The sequence below is a fragment of the Rhodanobacter sp. ANJX3 genome (genome assembly GCF_014200755.1).
Classification (GTDB): Bacteria; Pseudomonadota; Gammaproteobacteria; order Xanthomonadales; family Rhodanobacteraceae; genus Rhodanobacter.
On sequence record NZ_JACHCM010000006.1, the window covers coordinates 122,491 to 147,854 of the forward strand.

The following is a 25,364-nucleotide window of genomic DNA, read 5'->3' on the forward strand; positions in this document are numbered from 1 at the left end:
TCGCCACGAACGGCGCCACGGCAAGGCTTAGCCGCTGACGACGGAACCGCCAAGACGCTGGTAGCGATTGCCCGGCAGCGTCTCCACTTTCGCCTCCAGCTCGAGCATCAGCAGCATCGACGACAAGACCCTTGCCGGCTGCCCGGTTCGCTGCACAAGTTCGTCCAACGTCGCCGGCTCGTGGCCAAGTTCGGCCCACAGGCGGGAATATTCGGCATCGTTGCCTGAGCTGATCGACCTGTCGAAACGTACCTCATGGTCCGCTTCGACTGCCGCCTTGCTGACGCGTTCGCCGCCGCTCTGCGCCAGCCGCTCGGCCAGATCGGCGCCAAGCATGCGCGCTGCGGGCGCCAATGTCTCGATAATTTCAGCGGCCGTTTCGACCAGGCGTGCGCCGTCACGGATCAGACGATGGCAGCCGTGGGCCAGCGGATTGTGAATAGAGCCCGGCAGCGCGAACACTTCTCGGCCCTGCTCGCCAGCCAGTCGAGCCGTGATCAGCGAGCCGGACTGCAGCCCGGCCTCGATGACCAGCGTGCCCAGCGACAGTCCCGCAATCAGCCGGTTGCGCCGGGGAAAGTGATCGGCGCGCGCCGTGGTGCCCGGCGGAAATTCGCTCACCAGTGCGCCCTGCTCGGCGATGCGTTTGGCCAGTGCGTGATGCTTGCGCGGATAGACCCGATCCGGCCCGGTACCGACCACCGCCAGCGTGGGTACGCCGTGATCGAGCGCCGCCAGATGCGCCGCACCGTCGATGCCGTCGGCCATACCGCTGGTGATGATGAATCCGGCCTGCGCCAGCGCCACGGTGAAGGCGCGTGCGTGCGTCAGTCCGCCGGTGCTGGCCCGGCGCGCACCGACGATCGCCACCTGCGGATACAACAGCAGGCTCGCGTCCCCGACCACGAAGAGCGCTGCAGGCGGCTGCGGGATGTTCTCAAGCTGGGGCGGAAAATCGACGTCGGTGCAGCGCAGGAGCCGATGCGACGGCTGCGAGAGCCACGCCATGTCCTCGGCGATCCGAGCTTCATCCGGCTGCTGCAGCCAGGCCCGCGCAGGCTCGTCCAGCGACGGATGCTGCCGCAGGTTCGTCAGTACCAGGCGGATGTCCCCACTGGCTGCGGCCAGCCGCTCGCGCAGGCCGCCCGGACCCAAGCCGGGCGTGCGCAGAGCAATCATCCATGCGCGCGATTCATCCGAGTCATTCATGCCTTGCAGTGTACGAACACTGCGCAAACAAAAACGGCACGGTGGTAGCCGCGCCGTTGTGTAGGAAAAACCCGCCTGGTCACTCCGGCATGCGCAACTCGTTGCCCTTTTCGATCGGCCGCAGACCATCCATCACCAGGCCGTAGCTGACGCGGTCGAAGGTGCGGAACACCATGACATGACCGACGAATTCCGCGGGCAGGATCACCTTCTTGCCGATGTCGCGATGCCAGCTGCTGCTTGCCACATCGTCGCTGATGGTCTGACCCGGTTGGTAGACCGAATAGGTCTGGCCGTTGTCGACACCGTCGCGCTTGCCGATCGACAGCGCCACCACCTGATGCGGACCGACCGCATCCATGGCATCGGTAAAGCCGATCACACGCGCGTCCGGGGCCACCGACTGTGGTGGATGCGGATAGTAGTAGGGATCGTAAGGCGCATCGTCGAGCGGCATGATGCGGTCACCGGCACGAATATCGACGGTGGAGTTCAACAACAGCAGCGTTGATGGGTCGCCCATGCGCAGCGTCTCCGCCGTGCCGATCACGCTGACTTCGACGCCGCGATCGTCGCCCTTACCGTAATGACCGTCATTGCGGGTATTTTCGTCCCACGGCGTTTTGAACAGTGCAACGTTATCGTCCAACTCGTGGGCAACCAGATCGCCCTTGCCCGATCCCTGCGCGTCAAAGCTGCGGAAGAAATGCGACGGCCGTACGATAGCCCACCGCTGGCCAGGCGCTCCCTGCAGACCGCGTACGTAAATATTTTGGCCTGGCGTGCTGCGCAGACGGCCCTCTTCCAGACCCACAACATACGGCGCGGTTTTGGCGGTGTTGGAATCGACCACCTCCATGTCCTTGAGGAAGGTCTGCAGTTCCGTCAGTGGAATCGCAGGAATCGCCTGACCTTCGGCGTGCACGCTGGGCTCGAGCCGCAGGCTCGGACCGCCTCCACCGTTGATGAAGGACAAGTTGAGCACATCGCCCGGATAGATCAGATGTGGATTGCGTACCTGCGGGTTGGCCTGCCAGATTTCCGGCCACAGCCATGGTTTGGCGAGGAACTTGGCGGAAATGGCCCAGAGCGTGTCGCCCCGCCGCACGGTGTAGCTGTCCGGATGATTGGCTCGCAGCTGGGCGCCCGCCGCATAGGCGGCCACAGTGACCAGCATGCCGGCCAGCAACACGGTAATTTTTCTGATCATTGGCGGGAATCCCCCTTCCCCAGATGCTCGGTCGAGTGTAACCGAACCGTTAACACGCGCAACAGGCGCGAATGGGCAAAAATCGTCTGCGCCCGGGCGTTTGCCGACGTACAATGAGAAACATTCTAGATCGCGTCGGGGTGGGTTTTTGACCAAGCCGCCCGCATCTCTCGGCGCCGAGGTGAAATCCATGTCCCTGCTTACCATCATTGAATTCCCCGACCCGCGCCTGCGTACCCGCGCCGAGCCGGTCACCGTGTTCGACGCCGAGCTGAAGCAGTTCGTCGCCGACCTGTTCGAAACCATGTACGACTCCAACGGCGTCGGCCTGGCGGCAACCCAGGTCAATGTCCACAAGCGCGTACTGGTCACCGACATGAGCGACGACCGCAATGAGCCGCTGGCGCTGATCAACGCGCAGATCCTGGAAAAAGACGGTTCGCAGGTCTACCAGGAAGGCTGCCTGTCGTTTCCCGGCCTGTATGCCGACGTGACCCGCGCGCTCAAGGTCAAGGTCAAGGCGCAGAACACGTCCGGTGAAGAAATCATCGTCGAAGCCGAAGGCCCGTTGGCCGTATGCATCCAGCATGAGATGGATCACCTGGAGGGCAAGGTGTTCGTCGACTATCTCTCCTCGCTGAAGCGCAACCTGCTGCTCAAGCGATTGGAAAAGGCGCGCAAGCAGGCGGCGACCGCTTGAATGAGCGTCCTCTGCGGTTGATCTTTGCCGGTACGCCCGATTTTGCCGTTCCCTGCTTCGAAGCCTGCCGCGCCAGCGGCGCCGAGGTGGTGGCCGTCTATACGCAGCCGGATCGGCCGGCTGGACGCGGCCGCAAGCTCACGCCCAGCCCGGTCAAGCAGGCGGCGCTGGCGGCGGGCATTACCGTCGAGCAGCCCGAATCGCTCAAGTCCACACAAGTGCGCCAGACGCTCGCGAGCTACCGTCCGGACCTGCTGATCGTCGTCGCCTACGGACTGATCCTCTCGCGCAAGGTGCTGGCAACGCCGCGCCTGGGCTGCTGGAACGTGCATGCCAGTCTGCTGCCGCGCTGGCGCGGTGCCGCGCCGATCCAGCGTGCGATCCTCGCCGGCGATAGCGAAAGCGGCGTCGACCTGATGCAGATGGAAGCCGGGCTAGACACCGGCCCGGTGATGCTGCAGCGGCGCACGCCGATCGCCTTCGATGAAACCGGCGGTAGCCTGCACGACCGTCTCTCCCTGCTCGGTGCCGACGTATTGGCCGAAGGCCTGCGCCGTACGCTGACCGGTGAGGCCATGGTCGCCACGCCGCAATCGGAAGACGGCGTGACCTATGCGCACAAGCTCGACAAGGCCGAGGCCCGGCTCGACGTTGCGCGCCCGGCGGCCGAACTGGAGCGCCAAGTTCGCGCCTTCAACCCCTGGCCCGTCGCCGAAGCCGAGGTGGCGGACGAGCCGCTGCGGATATGGGCCGCCCATGCCATCGATCGCGACCACAGCGCGTTGCCCGGTGCCGTGCTGGGCGCCAGTCGCGACGGTATCGACCTGGCCTGCGGTGAGGGTGTACTGCGCATCACCGCATTGCAGCGCGCTGGCGGCAAGCGCATCAGCGCAGCCGACTACCTCAACGCCCGCCCCGAACTGCGCGGCAGCCGATGACGGTCGACACCCGCGCGCTGGCCGCTCGATCGCTGGCCGAAGTGGCGATGCGCGGCGCTTCCCTGCGCGAAGTGATGGAGCGCAACGCGCCGAAGCTGCGCGACCCGCGCGACCGCGCGCTGCTGATGGCGCTGCTCAGCGAGGGCGCGCGCTGGTGGCTGCGCTTCGATGCGGCCATCGATCAGTTGCTGGAAAAATCCCTGCGGCACAAGGATCCGGCCATCCACGCGCTGCTGGTGCTGGGCCTGGTGCAGCTGGAAATCCTGCAGCTGCAGGATTACGCCGCCGTGGCGGCCACCGTCGAAGCCACCCGCGCGCTGAAGCGCCCGCAGCTGGCCGGGCTGGTCAACGCCGTGCTGCGACGCTGGCAACGCGAGCGCGAAAGCCTGATCGCCCGGCTCGATGCCAAACCGCAGACGCGGCATGCCCATCCCCAGTGGCTGGCGAAAGCACTCGCCCGCGACTGGCCGGCACAATCCGAGGCGGTCATGGCCGCCGACAATGTCGAGCCGCCGCTGATGCTGCGCGTCAATCGCCGCCGCATCGCACGCGACGCGCTGCTGACGCAGTTCGAGACGGCGGGCTATGCCGCCAGCAGCCACCCCTGGCTGGCGGATGCGCTGGTGCTGCCGCACAGCAGCGATGTCACGCGCATGCCAGGGTTCGAGGATGGGCTGTTCGCGGTGCAGGACGGCGCGGCCCAGGTCGCTGCCGATCTGGCCGACCTCAAGGACGGCATGCGCGTGCTCGATGCCTGCGCGGCGCCCGGCGGCAAAGCGTGCCATCTGCTCGAACGCGCGGACATCGATCTGACCGCCCTGGAGGTGGATGCGACGCGCGGCGAACGCATTCGCCAGAATCTGATGCGCCTGCGGCTGGATGCGAAAATCGTCATCGGCGACGCGGGCGCTCCCACCGGCTGGTGGAAGCGGCAGCCGTTCGATCGCATCCTGATCGACGCACCCTGCTCGGCCACCGGCGTGCTGCGCCGTCGGCCCGATGTTCGGCTGCATCGGCGCGAAAGCGATATCGCCGCCATGCACGAACAACAGCGCCGGATACTCTCGGCGCTGTGGCCGCTGCTGGCGCCGGGCGGACGGCTGGTCTACATCACCTGTTCGCTGCTGCGCGCGGAAAACGAGAGCATCGTGGGTGAGTTGATCGCCCAACAATCGGACGCGCAAGCGCTGGCATTCACGCTGCCCGTGGGGCACGCCGCGAACATCGGCTGGCAGATTCTTCCGGGCGACGGCGACTTGGACGGGATGTATTACGCCGTGGTGGAAAAGACGGTGGCCGCTACTCAGGATGGATCGGTCGAAGACGTTTGACCTTGCGTTTGCGCCGCCGCTAAGCGAAACCGAAGGCCGCTGCGCCCATGATGACGGTGCCGAGCCACGGCTGGCCAGCGCCGCGGTCAAATCAGTGCCGAAGACCCGGTCATTTCACCGATCGCCACAGCACCGCCAACCTCCGGCTATGCTCGCGTCCTTTCCCGATCGCCCAACGGAAGCCTCCACGCCGTGAAGCCCCTGTCCCACGCTCGTCCGCTCTGGCTGCGCAGTGCGCCGCGCGAGCTGCTGCTGTTCGGCGTGTTCGCCCTGCTGCTGCTCGGCGTCGGCATCGGCCTGCGCGACCCCTGGCCATCGGACGAGCCGCGCTTCGCGCTGGTGGCCCGGCTGATGGTGGAGCACGGGCAGTGGCTGTTTCCCCATCGTGGCGCCGAGCTGTATCCGGACAAGCCGCCGTTGTTCATGTGGCTGCAGGCGCTGGGTTATTTGCTCACCGGCAGCTGGCGCGTCGCCTTCATGCTGCCGTCGCTGGCCGCCGGGCTGGGCGCACTCGCGCTGACTTACGATCTGGCGCGCCGCCTCTGGAACCACCGCTGCGCACTGCTGGCGGCAGCCACTCTGCTGGTCACGATTCACTTCACCTACCAGATGCGCAATGCGCAGATCGATCCGCTCCTGCTGGGCTGGGTCACGCTGGCCAACTACGGCCTGCTGCGCCATCTGCTGTTGGGGCCTTCTTGGCGCTGGTTTGCCGTGGGTTGTTTCTTCGCCGGCGTCGGCGTGGCGACCAAGGGCGTCGGGGTGATCGCCCTGCTGATGCTGATTCCCTATGCCGTCGCCCGGCGTGGCCACTGGCAGCACATCGCCTGGCCCACCGGCGGCTGGCGCTGGGCCGGTGGACTGGTGATGTTCTTCGTGCCGATCCTCGGTTGGCTCGTGCCGATGCTGCTGGTCGCGCATGCCGACGGCGATGCGCAGCATGCCGAGTACGTGCGCAACATCCTTTTCGGCCAGACCGTGCATCGCTACGCAGCGCCGAGTGGGCATTTCCATTCGCCGTTTTATTTCCTCGGCATCATCGTGATCGACTGGCTGCCGCTGTCGCTGCTGCTGCCCTGGGCGCTGCCTGCCTGGTGGCGCAGGCTGAAGCGCCGCGACGCGCGCTTACTGTTGCCGCTCGGCTGGGTTGTGCTGATCCTGCTGTTTTTTTCGATCAGCCCGGGCAAGCGCGATGTCTACATCCTGCCCGCACTGCCGATGACGGCGCTGGCGCTGGCGCCGCTGCTGCCGGGCCTGCTGCGCATACGCGGCGTTCGTGCCCTGATCTTCGTGCTGACCCTGCTGCTGAGCGCGGGCATCGGCAGCGCCGCGGCGCTGGCGCTGGCATGGCATCCGGCGTGGGCCGTGCCGTTCGAGCAGAGCCTGGATCCGCATATCTGGTGGCTGCTGCTGAGCATCGGACTGGCCGGCCTCGTCATCGTCGCACTGACGCGCGTGCGTCGCGCCGCGATCGGCTGGCTGGCATTCGCCACCGTGCTGTGGAGCGTCTACGGACTATGGGGTTATCCGATGCTCAACGGCGACCGCTCGGCCAGCGACGTGATGCAGCGTGCCCGCGCCATCGCCGGGCCGCAGGCCACCATAGGCCTGCTCGCCTGGAAGGAGCAGAACCTGCTGATGACGCAAGGGCCGGTGGCGGAATTCGGCTTCCTCAAGCCGTGGCCCGAGCAGTACGCCGACGCCACCGCCTGGCAACGCGCCGCCCGGTCACAGCGCTGGATATTCAGCCTCGATACCGCGATGGGCCAGTGCGTCGATCGCAAGAAAGCCACTTACGTGGGCCACGCCAATCGCCGCGAATGGTGGTTGTTCAAGGCCGATGCGGTGCTGCCCGGCTGTGTGCCGCACAGTGGCGAAAACAACGACAACGATGCCGAGTAAGACTCAACGATTGGCCAGCAAGTCGGCGTAGGCTGCCTCGGTACGTGCCACGAACCGATCCAGACCAAATTCGTTCTGCGCACGCTCGCGCGCGGCCGCTCCCATCCGCGCCAGGTCAGCTCGCTGCTCCAGCAGGCGCTGCAAACAGTCGGCCATGGCTTGATGGTTGCGCGGCGGCACCAGCCAGCCGTCCAGTTCGGGGCGGATGTTTTCCGGCAGGCCGGCGTAGTCGCTGACCAGCACGGGCTTGCCCATCGCCATCATTTCGCGGCAGGCAAAGGAAATGGTCTCGACGTCCCACGACAGCACAAAGCCTGCATCGATAGCCGCCAGCGCCGGCCGCACATCGTCGAGCAGGCCGGGGAAATGCACCTGATCACTCAAGTCCAGCTCGGCAATGCGCTGCTCGATGGCGGCGTCCGGCAAGCGTCCGGCGACCAGCAGATGCACCAGAGCGCGCCGCGCGGGCGGCAACAGTGCCAGCGCCTCGACCAGATCCATCCAGCCCTTGTAGTTGGCCGTACCCGCGTTGCTGCCGAGCAGCAGCGCCGTCCGATCGCCGAGCCAGCGTCGGCGCTGCGCGATCGCCTCGGCGTTCGGCCAGGGCGTGAAATGATCGATGTCGACGCCGTTGTGCACGGTAGCCAGCAGACAGCGTCGATATGCCGAGGCCGCCAGCGCGCGGTAGGTGAAGTCGCACACGGCAATCACCATGTCGGTGCCGCGTCGGGCGCGCCACCAGTGCCCCAGGCCGGTCATCGGTTTGGAGTTGTGCTTGGTCAGGACGATTCGCGGACGCCGCCGCCATCCACGCAGGGCCGCCATGACGAGGCGATGATCGGCCGAGCCATTGACGTGGACCAGATCGAAATCGCTCCCGCGCAGCAAGCCGGCCAGCTGCCTGCACGCGCGTCGGCGGGCGGCCAGCCTGTTCAGCCCATTTGGAAACGGTTGTGCCCACGCACGAAGGCCGGTCTCGCCGCTGGCCTCACGGTAAAGCCGGCTTGCCGGCGGCGCCGCCACATGCACTTCGTGGCGTGTCGCAAGAGCCGTGGCCAACGTCATTACATACGTGGTGTGGCCGCCCCCGTCACCCTCGTGGAAATTGGTGAACAGGATTTTCAAGGCAGCGACCCTTGCAAGCGAGGCGAACGCCTACGCTGGAGAATGGACTAGGCAAACAACATGAACGCGACTGTTATCACATCGAGACGTGTTGCCCGTCGCACGGTCTGCCTAAAGTACCATGCCCAAACTCAAGGCTAGTGCTGAAGACCTCAAACCCTTCGTGCAGCACAGGGAGATGGCTTAACCGGAAAGGAGAGGGCGTGGACGCAAGATCGAACGCATGGTGGGTTGGCTCGTTATCCGTGCTGGTGGCCCTGATGCCGCTCTCGTTCTCCGTCCCCTTGCGGGTGAAAGCGCTACCCGCGCTGATACTGCTTATCGCTGGCTTGATTCTGCTCTTCAGCCGAAGAGCCACACGGCACAGTTACCGGGCGGCCTGGCCGATCGTCGCCGTTTGCGCCCTGGCCGTCGTCTACACGGCTTTGAACATCCTCGGCCACGGGTTGGGATGGGATGCGTTCGATCTACCGTCGCACATCCTGCTCTACCTGGGCACCGCAGCCGTTTTCAGTCTGCCGCTGCGCACGCGCTGGGTCTGGTTCGGCTTTAGCGCCACCGCAATCTTTCTGGGTGGCGTGTGCATCGTGCAGCACTTCGTGCTCAGAATCGATCGGGCTTTCGGCCTCAACGGTGGCGATTGGGGAGCGATCGAATTCGCGATGGTGCTGCTGGTGCTTTCGCTGAGCGGATGGCTGCAGCTTTTCTACGCGAATGGCCGCTTCTTCGAGAAAACCGTGCACAGCCTGGGTGCGATGCTAGGCATGTATGGCGCGATGCTGACCCAGAGCCGGGGGCCGCTGCTGGCATTCATACCCGTACTGCTGTTCATGCTGGTGATTTATGGCCGCCGCACCGGCCGCTGGATGTGTGCGTCGCTCTTGCTTGTGGCGATCGTCGTCGGCGGCGCCCTGGCGGCGAACAGCGTACATAACGTCAGCGTTCCGGCTCCAACTTCAGCGGCCGTCGTCAGCCCGATGCCAGCGGCGAAAGCATCGGCCACGGGAAGCACCGATGCCGTACTCGAAAGGCCCGCGGCCTCGGCGCCCTCCGTCAAACCGTCCGTGGCCGCCAGCAACGTGTCCGTCTTTGTGAAGCGATTTGCCGACGTGGGCTCGGAGATGACCAGCTACGACTCCAAGACCTCCGCCCGTGGCGCCATCCGCGAACGGCTTGAGATGTGGCATACGGCGGGTCACGCGTTCCTGGACCATCCGCTGGCTGGGGTGGGTATCGACCAGTTCGGGGTTTACGCACGCCAGCAGGTGGCTGAAGGCCATGCCAACGCCGCCATCGTGAAATACGAACACCCGCACAACGAATATCTTGAGGCGGCGGCAACGGGCGGTGTGCCGGGTCTGCTGGTTATTTTGCTGATTTTTGCCGTGCCTTTCATTCATTTTACCCGTCACGCGCTGCATGCGCCCCACAGCGAGATGATTCCCGCATGCGTGGGCGTCGCCACAGTCAGCATGTACGCATTGTGCGGATTGACCGACAACGTCTTCTATCGCGCCATGCCACATTCCCTGTACTTCTTCCTCGTACTGGGCTTGGCGATTTGGCTCGGCAAACGCAAATCATCAACGGAGGTTGCGCCGATTGTCTGACCAGACGCCACGGACGTGCATCAACCTGATCGGCTGGGACAACGGCCGTGGTCTGAGTCACGACCTGCGCCTTTTGCGCGAAACGCTCACGCTGCAGGGCCACGATGTGCACATAACCTCGGTCGGCCCGAAACGCCGCCGCTGGACGCTGCGTGCGCTGTGGATTCGCCTGCAGTTGCTGAGGCAGTCGCTGCAGCGTGGTGATGGCATGCGCTGGAAGTTCGACGTCAACATCATGCTGGAGCATGTTCAACCGGCCTACTTTTCCACCGCACATCGAAACTTTTTCATCCCCAATCCGGAATGGCTGTCCAAACGGGACGAACGGCATCTGCACCGCTTCGAGGCGATGCTTGCCAAAACCAGGGTAGCCGCTACGACGTTTCAGGCACGCGGCTTGCCGACCCGCTATATCGGCTTTCGCAGCACGGATTGCCTGATACCGGAAATGCCACGGCAGCCGCACTTTCTGCATTTGGCGGGCGCCAGCCGCATGAAAGGCACGGCGCGGCTGCTGGCGGTGTGGCGTCGTCATCCGGAATGGCCACCATTGCTGGTGCTGCAATCCCCGCAGACAGCCCAGGGCATGCCCACCACGCCGGATCGAGACAACGTGCGCCATCGTGTGGCCACCTTGCGCAACATCGAAGAAATCCGTCGTCTGCAGAACAGCCATCTATTCCACTTGTGTCTGTCCGAGGCCGAAGGCTGGGGTCATTACATTGCCGAGGCGATGAGCTGCGGCGCAGTGGCGATCACCTGCGATGCGCCGCCGATGAATGAACTCGTGCGCCCGGACCGAGGCCTGCTGGTAGCGGCCAGCGCCGCCGGCCCGTTAAATGCGGCGACCCGCTATCACTTTGACGAGACGGCCCTCGAAGCCGCCGTCGAACGCGCGTGCGGTATGGATTCGGCCCAATACAAGGCGCTGGGCGCGGCCGCGCGTCGCTGGTTCGAGAGCAATCAGCAGCGCTTCGGTAAGCTGCTGCAGGAAGCGCTGCTGCCTCAGCTGCAGGACGAGCGCGCCACCGTTCCGTGGCAGAGCGCAAAGTCGACCGGCAAGTAGGCGTGAGCCGTTACCTGAGCAGGTCAGCCGCTCTTGAGCAGGCCCGACGCTCTGGATCCGAACAAAATCGCCAGCATGTGCTCGACGCGTTTCCACCATGGCGCATGTCCGCGCATGGACAACGCCGCGTAGCGCTTGGTTTCAGCCCAAAACGGGTCGGGTTTGGTCTTGTATTCCAGCTTGGACAGCTCGATGCACGATTCATCCAGCCCGGCGACCCGCGCGTAGTAGCCGATCAACCCGCGTGAGCGCAAACGGTTGATGTAAGCCACCGAAGCACTGCGATTGGACCACCAGCCGTTCTTTCCGTGAATGCGATAATCCACGCAACCGGTCGGTAGATAATACTTTTTGGCGCCCAGCACGCTGGCGCCGAACACCAGACAGTTGTCGGCCGAAAGGCGCCAGGTTTCGCGGAAACTGTCGGGTACATCGACCACTTTCCTGGCCCAGCTGGCGCGCATCGACAACGCCGAGGTCGGCGCACCGTACCAGCGGGTGAGCGCATAGGTGATCACCGCGGTGTAGCCAAGGTCGACGGCGCAGCGATGAAAGCCCACCACCTTGTTCTCTTCGCCGAAATGCTTCATGTCGGTAAAGACGAAATCGACATCGCGGCGGTTGTCGTAGAGCTCGCCCAGGCGCGCGAGATAGTCGGGAGCCCAGCGATCGTCGGAATCCAGAAAGCACACGACGTCGGCATCGACCCGCGCCACGCCTCGCTGGAACGCCTCCAGCTGGCCGCCATTGCTGCCGCAGATAAGCAGCACCCGTTCGTCGCTACCGAAGTGCTCGCGCAGCAAAACATCCGAGCCGTCGGTAGAGCCATCGTCGACCACGATGACCTGAACCGGCTTGCGGCTCTGCGCCAACGCGCTCTGCACCGCCTCGATCACGAAGTCGCGATAGTTATAGCTGGTGACGACCACCGCAAAGCTCGTCGCTGGCTGGCTCATGCAAACATTCCCAACAACAACTCGGCGAAAAAAAATCGATGGCGCAGCGAACCGACGCGGACGCAGAGGATGATCCGGCTGGCAAAGGTGCTCATCGGCGGGCATTCTCCCATGGTCAACGCCGGTGTCCGGCCGGCGGGCGCGGCGCTACGGGTAAAGTTTCGTCAAGGGTGATGACGGCAGGCCTGCATCATACCTAACCGGGAAGCCGGCAACCGGCTTCGCCGCGGACCACCCCTGGGTCGATCGGCTAGAATCCGCCGCATGGCCGCCCTCCCGCTCACCCTCGTCGTCATCACCCACAACGAGGCCGATGCCATCGCGCGCTGTCTGGACAGCGTACCGTTTGCGGCCGAGAAACTGGTGGTCGACAGCGGCAGCGATGACGACACGGTGGCGATCGCGCAGGCGCATGGCGCGCGCGTGGTCCATCAGGACTGGCTCGGTTTCGGCGCCCAGCGCAATTTTGCCACCACGCAGTGCAGCCACGCGTGGATACTCGCACTGGACGCCGACGAAACGCTGACGCCAGAACTGGCCGCCGAACTGCAACAGCGGCTGCCCGCGTTGATGGCAGGCAAAACCCCTGCTGCCTACCTGCGCCGCAGCACGATCTACATGGGCCGCGCGATGCGCTGGTACCGTCCGGCCGTCGGTGAAAAACTCGCGCGCCTGTACCATCGCGACCGCGCCCGCTGGACCGATGCCCGCGTGCACGAGTCGCTGCGCTTCGACGGCGAGGCGCCAACCTTCCGTGCCCCGTTTCATCACATCAACAACCCGACCCTTCCGCACAAGCAGCTCAAGGTGCTGCGCTATGCCGAGCTGAAATGCCGCGACTGGCTGGAGAAGGGCAAGCCGGTGCGGATGTGGCAGGCGCCGTTCGTGTTTGCGCTGGCCTTCATCAAGGACTACTTTTTTCGGCTGGCGTTCCTCGACGGCTGGCGCGGTTTCATGATCGCCCACACCGCGGCCAGCTACGCGATCTACAAGCGCATGCGCTATTACGAAATGCGCCGCAATCCGGAGTCGGTGGATCGGGCGGCCAAACTTCTCACTCGCCACGGCATCGATCGTTGATGAGCAACACGACCTCTTCCATTTCGTCCGCGGCGGTAGCGCCAAAGCACTACCTGCTGTATGGCTCCGAGCGCTATGCGCTGGCGATTCTTCGTCCCGTGCAGCAGGCCATCCGCGCGCGCGGCCACGAGGCGGCCTGGTTTTTCGACGGCCCCGGCGCCGAGGATCTGGTCGACGGCGAACGCCTGCTCACGGTAGAAGAAGTGCGCGCGTGGAATCCGATCGCGGTGATCACCTCCAGCAATCACCTGCCGCATTTCTTTCCCGGCGTGAAGGTGGAAACCTTCCACGGGTTCGATGCCGGCAAGCCCCGGCATGTCTACGTGCGCGGCTTCTTCGACCTGTACTGCACCACCGGCCCGCGCGATACCAAGGCCTTTGGCGAAGTTGCCGCCAAGCTCGGCCATTTTACGGTAACCGAAACCGGCTGGCCCAAACTGGACCCGTTCATGCGCGAGATCGCAGGCGCGCTGCCCGCGGTGCGCGAACCGCCGGTGATCCTCTATCACTCGACGTTTTCGCCTTCCTGGAGCGCCGCCGACACGCTGTATGAAGAAGTGAAGCGGCTCTCGCGGGACGGCCGCTGGCGCTGGATCGTCACCTTTCATCCAAAGATGAATCCGGAAACCCGTGCGCGTTACAAGGCGCTGCAGAACGAGTATCTGCGTTTCGCCGAGAACGACAATATTCTCGACCTGTTTCCGCAGGTCGACATGATGTGTTCGGATACCTCGTCGGCGCTGAGCGAATTCCTGCTCACCGGCAAGCCGGTGGTGACCTTCAAGAATCGCCGGCCCGGGCCGCAGCTGATCGACATCGACGACCCCGCGCAGTTCGAACCGGCGATCGAGCGCGCGCTGGCCAGGCCGCCGGAGCTGATGCAGGCGATTCGCGAATTCGCCGACGCGATCCATCCCTATCGCGACGGTCGCTCCAGCGAACGGGTGCTCGATGCGATCGACGCATTCATCGCTGCCGGCGGACGCAACCGTCGGCCGAAACCGTGGAATCCGTGGCGCAAACTGAAGCTGCGCCGGCGCATCGGTTACTGGGGGCCGGCGTGAATCACACCGGCCCTTCCCCGCAATAAACGTGAACAAGGTCACGCAGGCTAGAATCCTCCCTTGAACCCACACGAGCACGCCTGTGTCCCCGAGCGCCAATAGCCGTACCGAAACCCTGCGCGCGCTCTGGCCGTGGCTGCCGCTGTGGACCCTGGTAGCACTGCTGGCGATTTTTTCGCACGGTCCCATGCCGCTGTACTCCACCCGCACGCTGGCCGTGGCGTGGGAGATGTGGAGTCACAGCCACTGGCTGGTGCCGACCATCAACGGCGAGCCATACAGCGAAAAAGCACCGCTGCTGTTCTGGCTGATCCACGCCGGCTGGTTTGTCTTCGGCGTCAGCGACGTGTGGCCGCGCGTGCTCGAAGTGCTGGTCGGCGGCACGCAGCTGGTGCTGGTGTCCGCGCTGGCGCGTCGGCTGTTTCCAAACCGTCCGTGGATCGCCAGGGGCGCCCCCTGGATGCTGCTGGCGCTGAGTTACGCGTTTCTGTTCGGCCAGCAGATCATGTACGACGTGCTGCTGGCGGTATGGGCGCTGGCTGCGCTGCTGTGCCTCACGCCGAAGATCGATCGCGCCGAGCCGCGCTGGCTGCTGTTCGGTTTGTGCATCGGCGCCGGTCTGCTGACCAAGGGGCCGGTGATGTTGCTTCACGTGCTGTTTCCCTGGTTGCTCGGGCCGCTGTGGAACGCCTGGGCGCGCGAACATCGCGCACGCTGGTACGGCCGCGGCCTGCTCGCCGTGCTGCTTGGCGGCGCGGTACTGCTGGCCTGGGCGCTGCCGGCTGGTTTTTCCGGCGGTGAGGCGTATCGGCAGCGGCTGTTCTTTACCCAGACCGCCGGCCGCGTGGTGAAAGGGTTGCAGCATGCTCAGCCGCTGCAGAGCCACGCGCATCCGTCGTGGTGGTATCTGATCTATCTGCCGGTGCTGATGTTTCCTTTCAGCGCGTGGCCGCGGGCCAGCGTCGCCCTGGTAATCGCCCTGCTTCAAAAGCCCTGGCGCAGCGGCATGCCACTCGCACTGGCGCTGATGGCAGTTGCGGGGCTCGGCCTGCTTTCTTTGCTGGCGTTTCACTGGCACGCGCCGCAGCTGGAGCATCTGCTCATGCTGCTCTTGCTGGTGCCACTGCTGGTGGCACTGCTGCGTCAGCCGCTGGAGCCCGGACTGCATTTTCTGCTGTGCTGGCTGCTGCCGACCTTTCTGGTTTTTTCGTTGATCAGCGGCAAGCAGGCGTATTACCCGCTGCCCGAATTTGGCGGCGGTGTGATGCTGATCGCCGCGGCCGTCGCCATATTGCGCGAGCGGCGCCCGGTGCTGGCCGACAACCCGTGGCTGGGCACCTGGCCGCTCGGCATCGGCGGGATACTTTTTGCGGCTTTCCTGTTTGCACTGCCCAACCTGGTGGCGGGCAACCATCTGCATGGGGAGTGGTTCGACGGTGCTGCCGCGTACAGCCGTTCGTTCGGCGTGGCGTTTTTGCTGCTCGGCGGGCTGCTGCTGGTGCGCGGCCGTGGCGAAATGCGCCGGCTTGCGGTGGCCGGCCTGCTCGCCACGCTTGCGCTCAATACGCTGTTCACGCTCGCTCTGTGGCCGAAGTACGATCTGGCACCGTCGTCGCGGCTGCTGGGCGAAGCCGATATCGCGCAACATCCCATCGGCTACGTCGGCAATTACGACGGCCAGTTCCATTTCGAAGGGCGCCTGCTGCACCCGATTACCGAGCTTTTCGGTGAGCAGGCTGTCAGGGATTTTGCCCGCGCGCACCCGGACGGCCTGATCGTCGATCACCCGGAAAAACTCGACGCACAAGCGCTGCGCTATGCACTGCTGGTCCAGCCGTTCCGCTCGTCGTGGATGGTGATCTGGCCGGCCACGTCGCTGGCCGATGTGTACTCGGGACGTTCGCCGCCCGAACTCTCCCAACCCCCCCGGATCTATCCGGTTCCGGAAGGTCGCTATCGGTCGCAGCCTTGAGCCTTCGCGCTGATGAATGAAGAACGCATTGCCAGCCTGCGCCTGCAGTGCGGCGGCCCACGCGACGGCGCGCTGCTGCGTTTTTCGCTGGGCAGCGCGCTGCTGGGTGATGGCGACACCCGTGCAGCGATGGATGAATTGAGACGCGCCGTCGCGTTTGACCCGACCTACTCGGCCGCTTGGAAGCTGTTGGGCAAAGCTTGCTTGGATGCAGCCGAGCCGGAGGCGGCAGCCGAAGCGTGGCGCAGCGGGATGGTTGCCGCGGCAAAACGCGGCGATAAGCAGGCCGAAAAAGAGATGGCCGTGTTCCTGCGTCGGCTGGAAAAAACCAAGCCGCCGGAACGTTAACGCGAACCGGCGAACGGCGGCCTTGAGTCGATTATCGGCGCGCCGCGCTCAACCGTTTTCCTTGTCATACGGACTTGGACGATCGTCCGCCGAATAACGCTTGTACTGCCACTGGTACTGCGCAAAGGCAAGCTCGACGCAGTTCTGCACGCCCTGATTCAGTGCCGCGCAGGCGACGGTAAGATCGGCATCCGTGATCGTCCCCGGCGCCGGCAGCAGATGCACGCGATACCCCGCGCCGTTCGCCAGCCGCTCGGCAAAGGCAAACAGTACCGTTGCCCCGGTGCGTGCCGCCAGTCGCGGCAGCAGCACCATAGTCAGCGCATCCCGGCCGAAGAAGGGCGCGAACTCGCCCTCGCCGGCACGCGGCTTCTGGTCCGGCAAAATGCCTACCGTGCGGCCCGCAGCAAGCCGCTTGTACAGCGTGCGCACGCCCGCGCCATCGGCTCGCACCTGCTCGGGTGCCAACGCGCCACGCACCTTGCGCAGCAGGCCCTCCACGGCCGCTACGCGAGGCGGGCGATAAAGAATCGCCATCGGCGTCTTGCGGCACAGCCAGTAATTGAGCAATTCCCAGCAGCCCAGATGCGGCGCGGCGATGATCACGCCCTTGCCGGTGGCCAAGGCCGCGTCGAGCAGGGCCTCGCCGCGTACTTCGCGAATCAGCTCGAGCGCGCGCTCCGCGCCGCCGCCCCAGATTTTCGCCAGTTCGACCACCGACTTGCCGCTCTCGATCATCACCTCGCGCAGCAGGGCCGCCTGTGCGGCGTCATCCAGCTCCGGCCGCACGATGCGCAGATTCACCGCGGTGTTCTGCACCGTGCGGTTGTTGCGTCTCAACACCCGTCGGCCCAGCCCGCTGCCGATGCGGTGCAGCACACGAAGAGGCAGCTGGCCGATGAGGCGCAGGAGGAAATAAACGAGGATCATGTCGGCACGCATCCGCACAGTTTACGGGAGCGCGCTTCGTCTGACCCCAGAAACGACAGCTGGACGCTCGCGCTTCCGCCGATCGCCGTGCGGCTTTAAGCTCGAAACACCTTCGATCAAACCGCCCGCATGATTGCCCTGATCCAGCGCGTCCAATCCGCCCGCGTCGACGTGGCCGATGAACTTGTCGGCCGCATCGATGCGGGGCTTCTTGCCCTGGTGGCCGTGCAGCCGGACGATGGCGAAGCCCAGGCCCGGCGAATGCTGGAACGGCTGCTGGGCTATCGCGTCTTCGCCGACGACAGCGGTCGGATGAATCGCTCGCTCACGGACACCGGCGGCGGTCTGCTACTGGTCAGTCAGTTCACCCTGGCGGCCGACACCCGCTCCGGCATGCGCCCCAGCTTCACGCGCGCGGCGCCACCCGAACACGGGCGACACTGGTTCGACCGCTTGGTGGAACTGGCCAAAGTTGCGCATCCAGGGGTGGAAACCGGTCGCTTCGGCGCCCATATGATGGTGCAGCTCGTCAACGACGGACCGGTCACTTTCTGGCTCGATACGAACTAGACGCACCGGCTCGGCGCAGTCTTTCAAAATAGGCCCACATCGCTCATATGGCGCGATTTTTGCCTGGCCAAATGCTTGTTCGCATTAAATTTTTTCACTTGAAAACTGGTCAAAAAAGCATCACATCGTTATAATGTCCGGTTCTTGAACCCCGCGGCGGTCGGTTAATGAATAGCAAAGCTCCCCACGAGCAACAGTCTGAAATCAAAGCGCTCATCTCCAAAGGTCTGGAGCAGGGCTATTTGACGTACGCGGAAATCAACGATCACCTCCCCGACGACATCGTCGATCCGGAGCAGATCGAAGACATCATGGCGGTGCTCAAGGGCGTCGGCATCGAAGTGCATGACGCCGCGCCGGATGCCGATCCGCTGGCCGACAAGGCCGGCAGCAGCACCGACGACGAAGCCGCCGCCGAAGAGGCCGTGGCGCTGCTCTCGGCCGTCGACGCCGAAGTGGGCCGCACCACCGACCCCGTGCGCATGTACATGCGCGAGATGGGTACGGTCGAGCTGCTGACGCGCGAGGGCGAAATCGCCATCGCCAAGCGCATCGAGGAGGGTCTGGGTCAGGTGCAGACGGCACTGGCCAGCTTCCCGCTGACCATCGAGCTGCTGCTGGAAGAATACGACCAGCACCTGGACGGCAAGCGCCGCCTCAGCGAAATTCTGGCCGGCTTCCTCGATCTGGAGGAAGCCGCCGATCTCGCCCGCAAGGAAAAGGAAGCCGCCGCGCTGCTGCTGCCCGAGCCCGATCCGGCTGACGAGGCCGAAGTCGACGACGACGAAACCACCGCCGTGGACGAGGAAGAAGCCGGCCCGACCGGTCCCGATCCGGAAGAAGTGAAGCGCCGCATGGAACTGCTGCGCGACTACTACGGCAAGTTCCAGAAAGCCGCGCCGAAAGCCGCCAGCATCACCGACAAGAAAATCGTCAAGCTGCGCGACCAGATGGCCGAGGAGTTCCTCAAGCTCAAGCTGCCGTCCGCGCTGATCGACGGTTTCGTGCGCAAGCTGCGCGAAGTGGTCAACGACATCCGCCACCACGAGCGCGTGCTGATGGACATCTTCGTCAAGCAGGTGAAGATGCCCAAGGCCGAATTCATCAAGACCTTCCCCAGCAACGAGGGCAACCTCGAGTGGGCCGCCGAGCTGGGCCGCAAGCGTCAGAAGTGGTCGCCGAACATCAAGAATCACCGCGAGACCATCGACGCCGAGCAGGAAAAACTCGCCACCATCGAGCGCAAGCTGTTCCTGCCGCTGATCGACATCAAGGACATCAACCGCGCCATGGCCAGCGGTGAGGCCAAGGCCCGTCGTGCCAAGAAGGAAATGGTCGAGGCCAACCTGCGCCTGGTCATCTCCATCGCCAAGAAATACACCAACCGCGGCCTGCAGTTCCTCGACCTGATCCAGGAAGGCAACATCGGCCTGATGAAGGCGGTGGACAAGTTCGAATACCGTCGCGGCTACAAGTTCTCCACCTATGCGACGTGGTGGATTCGTCAGGCCATCACCCGCTCGATCGCCGATCAGGCCCGTACCATCCGCATCCCGGTGCACATGATCGAGACGATCAACAAGCTCAACCGCATTTCCCGCCAGATGCTCCAGCAGTTCGGCCGCGAGGCCACGCCGGAAGAACTGGCCAAGGAAATGGAGATGCCCGAGGACAAGATCCGCAAGGTGCTGAAGATCGCCAAGGAGCCGATCTCGATGGAGACCCCGATTGGCGACGATGAGGATTCGCATCTGGGTGATTTCATCGAGGACAGCAACGCCAGCTCGCCGATCGATTCGGCCACCGAAACCGGCCTGATGGAAACGGTGCGCGACGTGCTCGCCGGCCTGACCCCGCGCGAGGCCAAGGTTCTGCGCATGCGCTTCGGCATCGACATGAACACCGATCACACACTGGAAGAAGTCGGCAAGCAGTTCGACGTCACCCGTGAGCGCATCCGCCAGATCGAAGCCAAGGCCCTGCGCAAACTGCGTCACCCCAGCCGTTCGGAACAGCTGCGCTCGTTCCTCGACGTGGAATAACACATCGCTATCGCCTGAAAAGAAAACGCCCGCATTGCGGGCGTTTTCTTTCTGTCGGTCAGTGCCGAACCGGGTGGTGCACTACATGGCGGCGCGGCGGCGGACGATGGTGCACGACGCGGTGATGAACCGGCCGGTGATGCACCACATGATGCACGGGATGGTGCACAACCTGTGCCATGGCAGGCGCCGCTACCAGCACGCCAAAAGCGATCAAACCGGCAATCAGTAAACGCTTCATAGATTCTTCAAACTCCGTTCGTTGAACATGGGCCACGCCATGCGTGTGCGGCCTCGCGACCGATGCGCCATAGTAGCTGTTTGCGATGTGCAGACAACGTCCCCAAGATGACCCGCGGCGGCACCCGCCCATCGTCGTTTCCGTCCGCATTGGTTACACTTGCCACCCCGCAGGGGCCTATAGCTCAATGGTTAGAGCAGAGGACTCATAATCCTTTGGTTCGAGGTTCGAGTCCTCGTGGGCCCACCATCCGCCGCCTATTCGATGGCCGCGGTGCAGCGATCCAAGGTTCTGATCGACTTATCGCTGGCCTGGACAGCGGAAAACCCGTTGGACACTATCGGGACCTCCGAATGGACGCTCAGCACTGGGCGCGTCGTAAAACCGCTCTCCGGGCGCCGATCGAACACTTTCCCGCGTTATCGACGTAAATTCGGTCAAGCTCGCATGGTTCTTGCTAGACCCATGTGATGCCACACCCTCCGCGCGTGCCTGTCCCGATGATCAAACAGCTATCCCAGCGAGACATTTTCTGCGTGGTCGCGCTACCGCTGCTTGTCGCGCTGCTGGCGCTGTATTGGCCCGTCATGCATGCCGACTTCGCTTGGGACGAACTGCTGGATTCGCTCACCAGCATTTCGGCGCGTAGCGCCGATCCCTGGCGGCCGCTGCTGATCGGACAGACAAACGGCTTCGCGACCTATTTTCGACCGCTGGTGATGGCGCTTTTCAGCCTGGAACTGCACCTATTCGCCTTCCAGCCGGGGCCTATGCACGCCGTCTCTCTGGCTATTCATGCGTTGAACGTGGTTCTGGTCGGACTGCTTGCGATGCGTTTGTCGGAGCTGATTTTGGGCCATCTTTCCTGGCGGGTCGCGGTTATGCCGATGCTGATCTATGCCGTGCATCCGCTGCTGATCGAGCCCGTGTCGTGGATCGGGTGTCAGTACGACCTCGCGATGACGACGTTCACCCTGCTTGCCCTGCTGGCGCACATCACGTTCCGGAAACTGTGGCTGCGAGTCGCCGCCGTTTCCCTGTGCTTTTTTTTGGCGGCATGCTGCAAGGAGTCGGCCGTTTCATTTCCGCTGGTTCTGTTCGCCTTGGATTGGCTATTGATCGGATACGGTGTCGGGAAAAGCACCGTTGCGCGCCTGCGTGCATTGATCGAGGCCAATGCGCCCGTATACGGCGGCTTATTGCTGGCTGGCGCTACGTATCTCGCCTTTCGTCACCATTACCTCGGGCACTTGGTCCAGGCAACGGAAGGGCGTTCCCTGGGGGCGCTTGGACGAATCCAGGAGGTGAGCTATCTGCTCGTACATTACCTGCGGATGCTGCTGTGGCCGATGACAGGGTTGAACCCGATTCATCCGGTTGAGGTTGATCAATTTCGCACCCTGACTGTGGCGAGCATGGCCACCGACATCACCGCCATAGGACTGGTGGGCGCGGCCATTGTGCTGATGCTTCGGCGTCAAGCGTTTGGGACACTGCTGCTGGTCGCGATGTTTTCACTGCTATCGGTGCTGCACATTGTGCCGGTGAAGTTCGACGCGAGCCTTTACCATGAACGCTACGCGATGACCGCTCTCGCCCTCGCGTGCGGCCTGCTTCCTCTTGTGCTCGCGCAGGCAGCGCCTTTGGTGCGGGGACGGCCATTGCTGAGAATGGCGGCCTTCGGCACGCTTGCTTTGTGGATATTCGCTTCGCTCGCCAACGTGCGCGCCACGGTACCGCTGTGGTCGTCGGACGTGATGCGATGGCAGTGGGCCTATCTCGAATACCCCGACTCCACGCAGGCACAGGAGAGTCTGCTTAGTGCTTATATCGATCACCAGGCCTACGCGGCGGCGAGCGGCATGGTCGATGAGCTGCTGACGCACAAATCACCCTGCCTGATATGCGTGGTGCATGCGGCAGAGGAGGCCATGGCCACGAACCAGTCGGCGCTGGCAGGCATGTTGCTGGATCGCCTGGATTCATCGGGCTTACCGCGAGACCGCGAAGTGACCGAAAGCTATCTCGTTATCCGCAAGCGTATCGCCGCCGACCAGGGCGACTCACTGGCTTTGCGCGCGTCCTTCGGCGTGCCGACGGATGCCTATACCGCTGGCGACATATCGGCGGCGGCGGATGGGGCGATACCTGTTTCTGCGGATGCACTGCTGGCGTTTGCGCGAGCACAGCATGCCGACCGCCACTCCCAACACCCTGTCTTTGCCACGTCGTATTTGCAGGGCGCTGGCAGCAGCGTCATCGCGCTCTAGCTATCGGCCGCTGCAGACATTCGGCCGACATCATATTCAGCATGAGCCCCGCTATGAGTGAACGCCAGGGCTTTAGCCAACTTTTGCAAGAAATACATAATCATGCGGAACCCCATGCGGCCCGCGTCAGCGATCAGCACTCATTGCTTGCTATAGCCAGCACCGTGTTGTTGGCCATGCAAAAAACATTGCAATGCGGCGCCACTTTCGCATTTAGCAGATGAAATGGCATTCTGGCGGGGATTTTTTTACTTCCCTCTATCCGACGCTGGCGATGCGCACTGCGATGATGAAAACGGCACGGTCCAAGCCGCAAACATTTGATTTTGTCGGCAAGCTCGCAGTGTCGATGGCTCGTGCGCACACGCTGGAAGAGCTGGTGCGACCCTTGCTGGAAATGCTGGAAGCCGTCACTGGCCTTGAGTCCACCTATCTCACGACCATCGATGAAGCTGCGGGCGTTCAGCATGTTCTGTTTGCGCGCAATACGCAGCGCCTGCGAATTCCCGAAGGCATATCGGTTCCTTGGGAATCCACCTTGTGCAAACGGGCGCTGGAGGAAGAGTGCTCCTATACCGATGATGTCGCCCTACGCTGGGGCGACCATGACGCAGCTAGGGAGTTGGGCATTTCTACCTATGCCAGCACGGCGGTGCGTACCCACGATGGCGCTCTTTACGGCACGCTGTGCGCAGCCAGCGATCGACGCAAGCCCATCGCTGAAGGAGCCGAGCAGGTGCTGCAAATGTTCTCGATCCTTATCGCCCAACAGATCGAGCGCGAGAAGCTGGTGCTGGCATTGTTGAAAGCCAACGAAATACTGACCATCAACTCGTTGACGGACGCCATCACCCAGCTGCCGAATCGACGCGCCTTGATGAGTGAGATGGGGAAACGCATCGCCTCGACGGCGTTGAGCGACCAGGCGTTGATCGTAGCGTTTATCGACCTGGATCGCTTCAAGGCCGTCAACGACCAATACGGGCACGACACGGGCGACCGTCTTCTTGTCGCTATCGGAGCCCGCATCCAGGGCGCGGTTCGATCGAGTGACTTCGTGGCACGCCTCGGCGGCGATGAATTCGTGGTGCTTGCCACGGTCGCCCGCAGCGCTGCGAAAGCCATGGCGAAGCGGCTTGGCGCCAAGCTTCAGGCCGTGGGCACCGGGCAATTCCATTGGGACGATCAAGTCGTCGATTGCGCCGGCCTAAGCGCCGGCTTGATCATCGCTGCGCCGGATGCCCGGGATGCGGCAGCCTTACTCGCCCAAGCCGATGCTGCCATGTACGTCGCCAAGCGTGCGCGCAGGGACACCGGCATTCTCCATTAGCAGCTTCTCTGGGTAGCGCACCTCAGTCAAAAGCCGACGGGTGGCGGTGAACCGATGGCGAGTGGATCGTCGCGTGCATATCGCGGAAACCGCGCTCGGCCCTCGATCCACGACGCGACGGACCCTAGTCACTCAATCGCGCGACTCCAATGCGCGGTTGATCCTGAGAGCAACCAGCGTGCAGGCAGCACCGGATATCAGATAGACGCTGACCGCGGCGAGTCCGAACTTGACCGATAGGCTCAGGGCCACCAGTGGCGCAAAGGCGGCGCCGATCAGCCAGGCGAAGTCGGAGGTAAGCGCCGCGCCGGTGTAGCGGAAACGGGCAAGGAAATTCGCCGTCACCGTACCGGAGGCCTGACCGTACGAGATGCCCAGCAGCGCAAAGCCGATCAGGATGAACGCGTCCTGCGCAGCCGGACCACCGCCGAGCAGCCACGGCGCGAATAGGGCAAAGATGCCGATCACCACTGCCAATGTGCCCAGCGTATTGCGTCGGCCGAAGCGGTCGGCCAGCATGCCGGAGGCGATGGTGCCCAGCACGCCCAAGGCGCCGCCGATGATCTGCACGATCAGCACGCTGTCGAGCGTTTGCGTGGCATTGAGCGCGATCCACGACAGCGGAAACACCGTGACCAGATGGAACAGCGCGTAGCTGGCCAACGCCGCAAAAGCACCGATGAAAAGATTGTAACCCTGCGCCCGCAGCATTTCGGTAATACCGATCGGCTCCAGATTGCCTTCTTCCAGCAGCTGCGTGTATTCCTCGGTCAGCACCAGCCGCAGACGGGCGAACAGCGCCACCACGTTGATGGCGAAGGCGACGAAAAACGGATAGCGCCAGCCCCAGTCCATGAAATCGTCGTTGGAGAGATTGCCGTGCAGGAACAGGAACAGCGCGCCGGCGATCATGAATCCGATCGGCGCGCCGAGCTGGCCCAGCATCGAGTACCAGCCGCGTTTCGCGGCGGGCGCGTTGAGCGCCAGCAGGGAGGGCAATCCATCCCACGAGCCGCCGAGAGCGAAGCCCTGCAGCAGCCGAAAGAACGCCAGCAGCACGATAGCGCCGCCGCCGAGCACGCTGTAGCTGGGCAGAAAGGCCATGCCCACGGTCGATGTGCCGAGCAGGAACAGCGCCAGAGTGAGCTTGAAGCCGCGGCCCATGCGACGCTGAATATCCATGAACAGCGTGGTGCCGATAGGACGCGCGATAAAGGCCATCGCGAAAATCGCGAACGACATCAGCGTGCCATCGAGGCGACTGGCAAACGGAAAAAATACCGACGGGAAAACCATCACCGAGGCGATGCCGAAAACGAAGAAGTCGAAGTTCTCCGAGGTGCGGCCGATCACGACGCCTACGGCGATTTCGCCAGGGGCCACCTTGGAGTGGCCTGCAGGGACCTCACCGGCGTCGTAGTCCGCGATAGGAGCGGACGGGTCAGGGTGTTGTTGGAGAATGCTCGACAT

General features: G+C 63.8%; 22 protein-coding genes and 1 tRNA gene. 17 read left to right on the forward strand and 6 right to left on the reverse strand.

All coding sequences use genetic code 11. From position 1 onward, the window contains the following. Positions 1-27: 27 nt before the first annotated feature. On the reverse strand, positions 28-1,209 hold the full coding sequence (gene dprA / locus HDE76_RS16415) for a DNA-processing protein DprA (protein ID WP_179478739.1): 1,182 nt from the start codon (positions 1,207-1,209) through the stop codon (positions 28-30). A 79-nt stretch (positions 1,210-1,288) separates the two neighbouring features. Continuing rightward, entirely contained in the window at positions 1,289-2,419 is a 1,131-nt protein-coding gene (locus HDE76_RS16420) for a LysM peptidoglycan-binding domain-containing protein (protein ID WP_179478741.1), read from the reverse strand. Between the two features lie 190 nt (positions 2,420-2,609). Between HDE76_RS16420 and def the strand changes: the two genes are divergently transcribed. The 4 genes from def (at position 2,610) to HDE76_RS16440 (ending at position 7,290) form a co-directional block, all read left to right on the forward strand. Then, complete coding sequence (def, locus tag HDE76_RS16425) at positions 2,610-3,119, forward strand: peptide deformylase (protein ID WP_179478743.1); 510 nt, start codon at positions 2,610-2,612, stop codon at positions 3,117-3,119. Continuing rightward, the gene (fmt, locus tag HDE76_RS16430; protein ID WP_179478745.1) at positions 3,116-4,057 is read left to right on the forward strand and encodes a methionyl-tRNA formyltransferase; all 942 of its coding nucleotides are present in this window, start codon (positions 3,116-3,118) and stop codon (positions 4,055-4,057) included. The genes def and fmt overlap by 4 nt, the downstream gene beginning before the upstream one ends. Then, entirely contained in the window at positions 4,054-5,388 is a 1,335-nt protein-coding gene (rsmB, locus tag HDE76_RS16435; protein ID WP_179478747.1) for a 16S rRNA (cytosine(967)-C(5))-methyltransferase RsmB, read from the forward strand. Before fmt ends, rsmB begins: the two co-directional genes overlap by 4 nt. Before the next feature lie 192 nt (positions 5,389-5,580). Then, positions 5,581-7,290, forward strand: coding sequence for a glycosyltransferase family 39 protein (locus HDE76_RS16440; RefSeq protein WP_184509128.1), 1,710 nt, complete (start codon positions 5,581-5,583; stop codon positions 7,288-7,290). A 3-nt stretch (positions 7,291-7,293) separates the two neighbouring features. Here HDE76_RS16440 and HDE76_RS16445 read toward each other — a convergent pair whose 3' ends face one another. Next, entirely contained in the window at positions 7,294-8,415 is a 1,122-nt protein-coding gene (locus HDE76_RS16445) for a glycosyltransferase family 4 protein (protein WP_179478751.1), read from the reverse strand. 245 nt (positions 8,416-8,660) lie between these two features. On the opposite strand from HDE76_RS16445, the gene HDE76_RS16450 reads away from it, so the two are divergent. Both HDE76_RS16450 and HDE76_RS16455 read left to right on the forward strand, forming a co-directional pair. Beyond that, entirely contained in the window at positions 8,661-10,025 is a 1,365-nt protein-coding gene (locus HDE76_RS16450; RefSeq protein ID WP_179478753.1) for an O-antigen ligase family protein, read from the forward strand. Then, the gene (locus HDE76_RS16455; RefSeq protein ID WP_255457735.1) at positions 10,018-11,091 is read left to right on the forward strand and encodes a glycosyltransferase; all 1,074 of its coding nucleotides are present in this window, start codon (positions 10,018-10,020) and stop codon (positions 11,089-11,091) included. The genes HDE76_RS16450 and HDE76_RS16455 overlap by 8 nt, the downstream gene beginning before the upstream one ends. A 23-nt stretch (positions 11,092-11,114) precedes the next feature. On the opposite strand, the gene HDE76_RS16460 is transcribed toward HDE76_RS16455, so the two are convergent. Then, a complete protein-coding gene (locus HDE76_RS16460; protein WP_179478755.1) occupies positions 11,115-12,047 on the reverse strand; it encodes a glycosyltransferase family 2 protein in 933 nt (310 codons plus the stop codon). 264 nt (positions 12,048-12,311) lie between these two features. Here HDE76_RS16460 and HDE76_RS16465 point away from each other — a divergent pair, with 264 nt between their 5' ends. From HDE76_RS16465 to HDE76_RS16480, 4 genes are all read left to right on the forward strand, one after another. Next, entirely contained in the window at positions 12,312-13,127 is an 816-nt protein-coding gene (locus HDE76_RS16465; protein WP_179478757.1) for a glycosyltransferase family 2 protein, read from the forward strand. Next, positions 13,127-14,191: a CDP-glycerol glycerophosphotransferase family protein gene (locus HDE76_RS16470; RefSeq protein WP_179478759.1), complete on the forward strand. Its 1,065-nt coding sequence runs from the start codon at positions 13,127-13,129 to the stop codon at positions 14,189-14,191. Before HDE76_RS16465 ends, HDE76_RS16470 begins: the two co-directional genes overlap by 1 nt. Before the next feature lie 82 nt (positions 14,192-14,273). Further along, on the forward strand, positions 14,274-16,163 hold the full coding sequence (locus tag HDE76_RS16475) for a glycosyltransferase family 39 protein (protein ID WP_179478761.1): 1,890 nt from the start codon (positions 14,274-14,276) through the stop codon (positions 16,161-16,163). A 12-nt stretch (positions 16,164-16,175) separates the two neighbouring features. Beyond that, positions 16,176-16,511: a tetratricopeptide repeat protein gene (locus HDE76_RS16480; RefSeq protein ID WP_179478763.1), complete on the forward strand. Its 336-nt coding sequence runs from the start codon at positions 16,176-16,178 to the stop codon at positions 16,509-16,511. A gap of 48 nt (positions 16,512-16,559) precedes the next feature. Here HDE76_RS16480 and HDE76_RS16485 read toward each other — a convergent pair whose 3' ends face one another. After that, positions 16,560-17,453 (reverse strand): lipid A biosynthesis acyltransferase, encoded by an 894-nt coding sequence (locus HDE76_RS16485; protein ID WP_179478765.1) that lies wholly within the window; start codon positions 17,451-17,453, stop codon positions 16,560-16,562. 117 nt (positions 17,454-17,570) lie between these two features. Here HDE76_RS16485 and dtd point away from each other — a divergent pair, with 117 nt between their 5' ends. From dtd to HDE76_RS16520, 7 genes are all read left to right on the forward strand, one after another. Further along, complete coding sequence (dtd, locus tag HDE76_RS16490; protein ID WP_179478767.1) at positions 17,571-18,011, forward strand: D-aminoacyl-tRNA deacylase; 441 nt, start codon at positions 17,571-17,573, stop codon at positions 18,009-18,011. Positions 18,012-18,178: 167 nt separating this feature from the next. Further along, positions 18,179-20,053, forward strand: a complete 1,875-nt coding sequence (gene rpoD, locus HDE76_RS16495; RefSeq protein ID WP_179478769.1) for an RNA polymerase sigma factor RpoD — start codon at positions 18,179-18,181, stop codon at positions 20,051-20,053. Positions 20,054-20,129: 76 nt separating this feature from the next. Next, positions 20,130-20,285, forward strand: a complete 156-nt coding sequence (locus HDE76_RS16500; protein WP_221262458.1) for a hypothetical protein — start codon at positions 20,130-20,132, stop codon at positions 20,283-20,285. Positions 20,286-20,467: 182 nt separating this feature from the next. After that, positions 20,468-20,543, forward strand: a tRNA-Ile gene (locus HDE76_RS16505). 251 nt (positions 20,544-20,794) lie between these two features. After that, positions 20,795-22,564: a hypothetical protein gene (locus HDE76_RS16510; protein ID WP_184509133.1), complete on the forward strand. Its 1,770-nt coding sequence runs from the start codon at positions 20,795-20,797 to the stop codon at positions 22,562-22,564. 53 nt (positions 22,565-22,617) lie between these two features. Continuing rightward, positions 22,618-22,788: a hypothetical protein gene (locus HDE76_RS16515; RefSeq protein ID WP_179478775.1), complete on the forward strand. Its 171-nt coding sequence runs from the start codon at positions 22,618-22,620 to the stop codon at positions 22,786-22,788. After that, complete coding sequence (locus HDE76_RS16520) at positions 22,785-23,894, forward strand: sensor domain-containing diguanylate cyclase (RefSeq protein ID WP_255481645.1); 1,110 nt, start codon at positions 22,785-22,787, stop codon at positions 23,892-23,894. Before HDE76_RS16515 ends, HDE76_RS16520 begins: the two co-directional genes overlap by 4 nt. Positions 23,895-24,026: 132 nt before the next feature. On the opposite strand, the gene HDE76_RS16525 is transcribed toward HDE76_RS16520, so the two are convergent. Beyond that, positions 24,027-25,364 carry an MFS transporter gene (locus HDE76_RS16525; RefSeq protein WP_184509134.1) on the reverse strand — a complete coding sequence of 446 codons (1,338 nt, stop codon included), beginning with the start codon at positions 25,362-25,364 and terminating at the stop codon, positions 24,027-24,029.

Excerpts from the sequence above, each read along its gene's own strand:
- rsmB (WP_179478747.1), top strand. The coding sequence starts at position 4,054 with ATGACGGTCGACACCCGCGCGCTGGCCGCTCGATCGCTGGCCGAAGTG.
- def (WP_179478743.1), top strand. The coding sequence starts at position 2,610 with ATGTCCCTGCTTACCATCATTGAATTCCCCGACCCGCGCCTGCGTACC.
- HDE76_RS16470 (WP_179478759.1), top strand. The coding sequence starts at position 13,127 with ATGAGCAACACGACCTCTTCCATTTCGTCCGCGGCGGTAGCGCCAAAG.
- HDE76_RS16520 (WP_255481645.1), top strand. The coding sequence starts at position 22,785 with ATGAAATGGCATTCTGGCGGGGATTTTTTTACTTCCCTCTATCCGACG.
- HDE76_RS16515 (WP_179478775.1), top strand. The coding sequence starts at position 22,618 with ATGAGTGAACGCCAGGGCTTTAGCCAACTTTTGCAAGAAATACATAAT.
- dtd (WP_179478767.1), top strand. The coding sequence starts at position 17,571 with ATGATTGCCCTGATCCAGCGCGTCCAATCCGCCCGCGTCGACGTGGCC.
- dprA (WP_179478739.1), bottom strand. The coding sequence starts at position 1,209 with ATGAATGACTCGGATGAATCGCGCGCATGGATGATTGCTCTGCGCACG.
- HDE76_RS16465 (WP_179478757.1), top strand. The coding sequence starts at position 12,312 with ATGGCCGCCCTCCCGCTCACCCTCGTCGTCATCACCCACAACGAGGCC.
- HDE76_RS16420 (WP_179478741.1), bottom strand. The coding sequence starts at position 2,419 with ATGATCAGAAAAATTACCGTGTTGCTGGCCGGCATGCTGGTCACTGTG.
- rpoD (WP_179478769.1), top strand. The coding sequence starts at position 18,179 with ATGAATAGCAAAGCTCCCCACGAGCAACAGTCTGAAATCAAAGCGCTC.
- HDE76_RS16485 (WP_179478765.1), bottom strand. The coding sequence starts at position 17,453 with ATGCGTGCCGACATGATCCTCGTTTATTTCCTCCTGCGCCTCATCGGC.
- HDE76_RS16460 (WP_179478755.1), bottom strand. The coding sequence starts at position 12,047 with ATGAGCCAGCCAGCGACGAGCTTTGCGGTGGTCGTCACCAGCTATAAC.
- HDE76_RS16510 (WP_184509133.1), top strand. The coding sequence starts at position 20,795 with ATGATCAAACAGCTATCCCAGCGAGACATTTTCTGCGTGGTCGCGCTA.
- HDE76_RS16525 (WP_184509134.1), bottom strand. The coding sequence starts at position 25,364 with ATGTCGAGCATTCTCCAACAACACCCTGACCCGTCCGCTCCTATCGCG.
- HDE76_RS16480 (WP_179478763.1), top strand. The coding sequence starts at position 16,176 with ATGAATGAAGAACGCATTGCCAGCCTGCGCCTGCAGTGCGGCGGCCCA.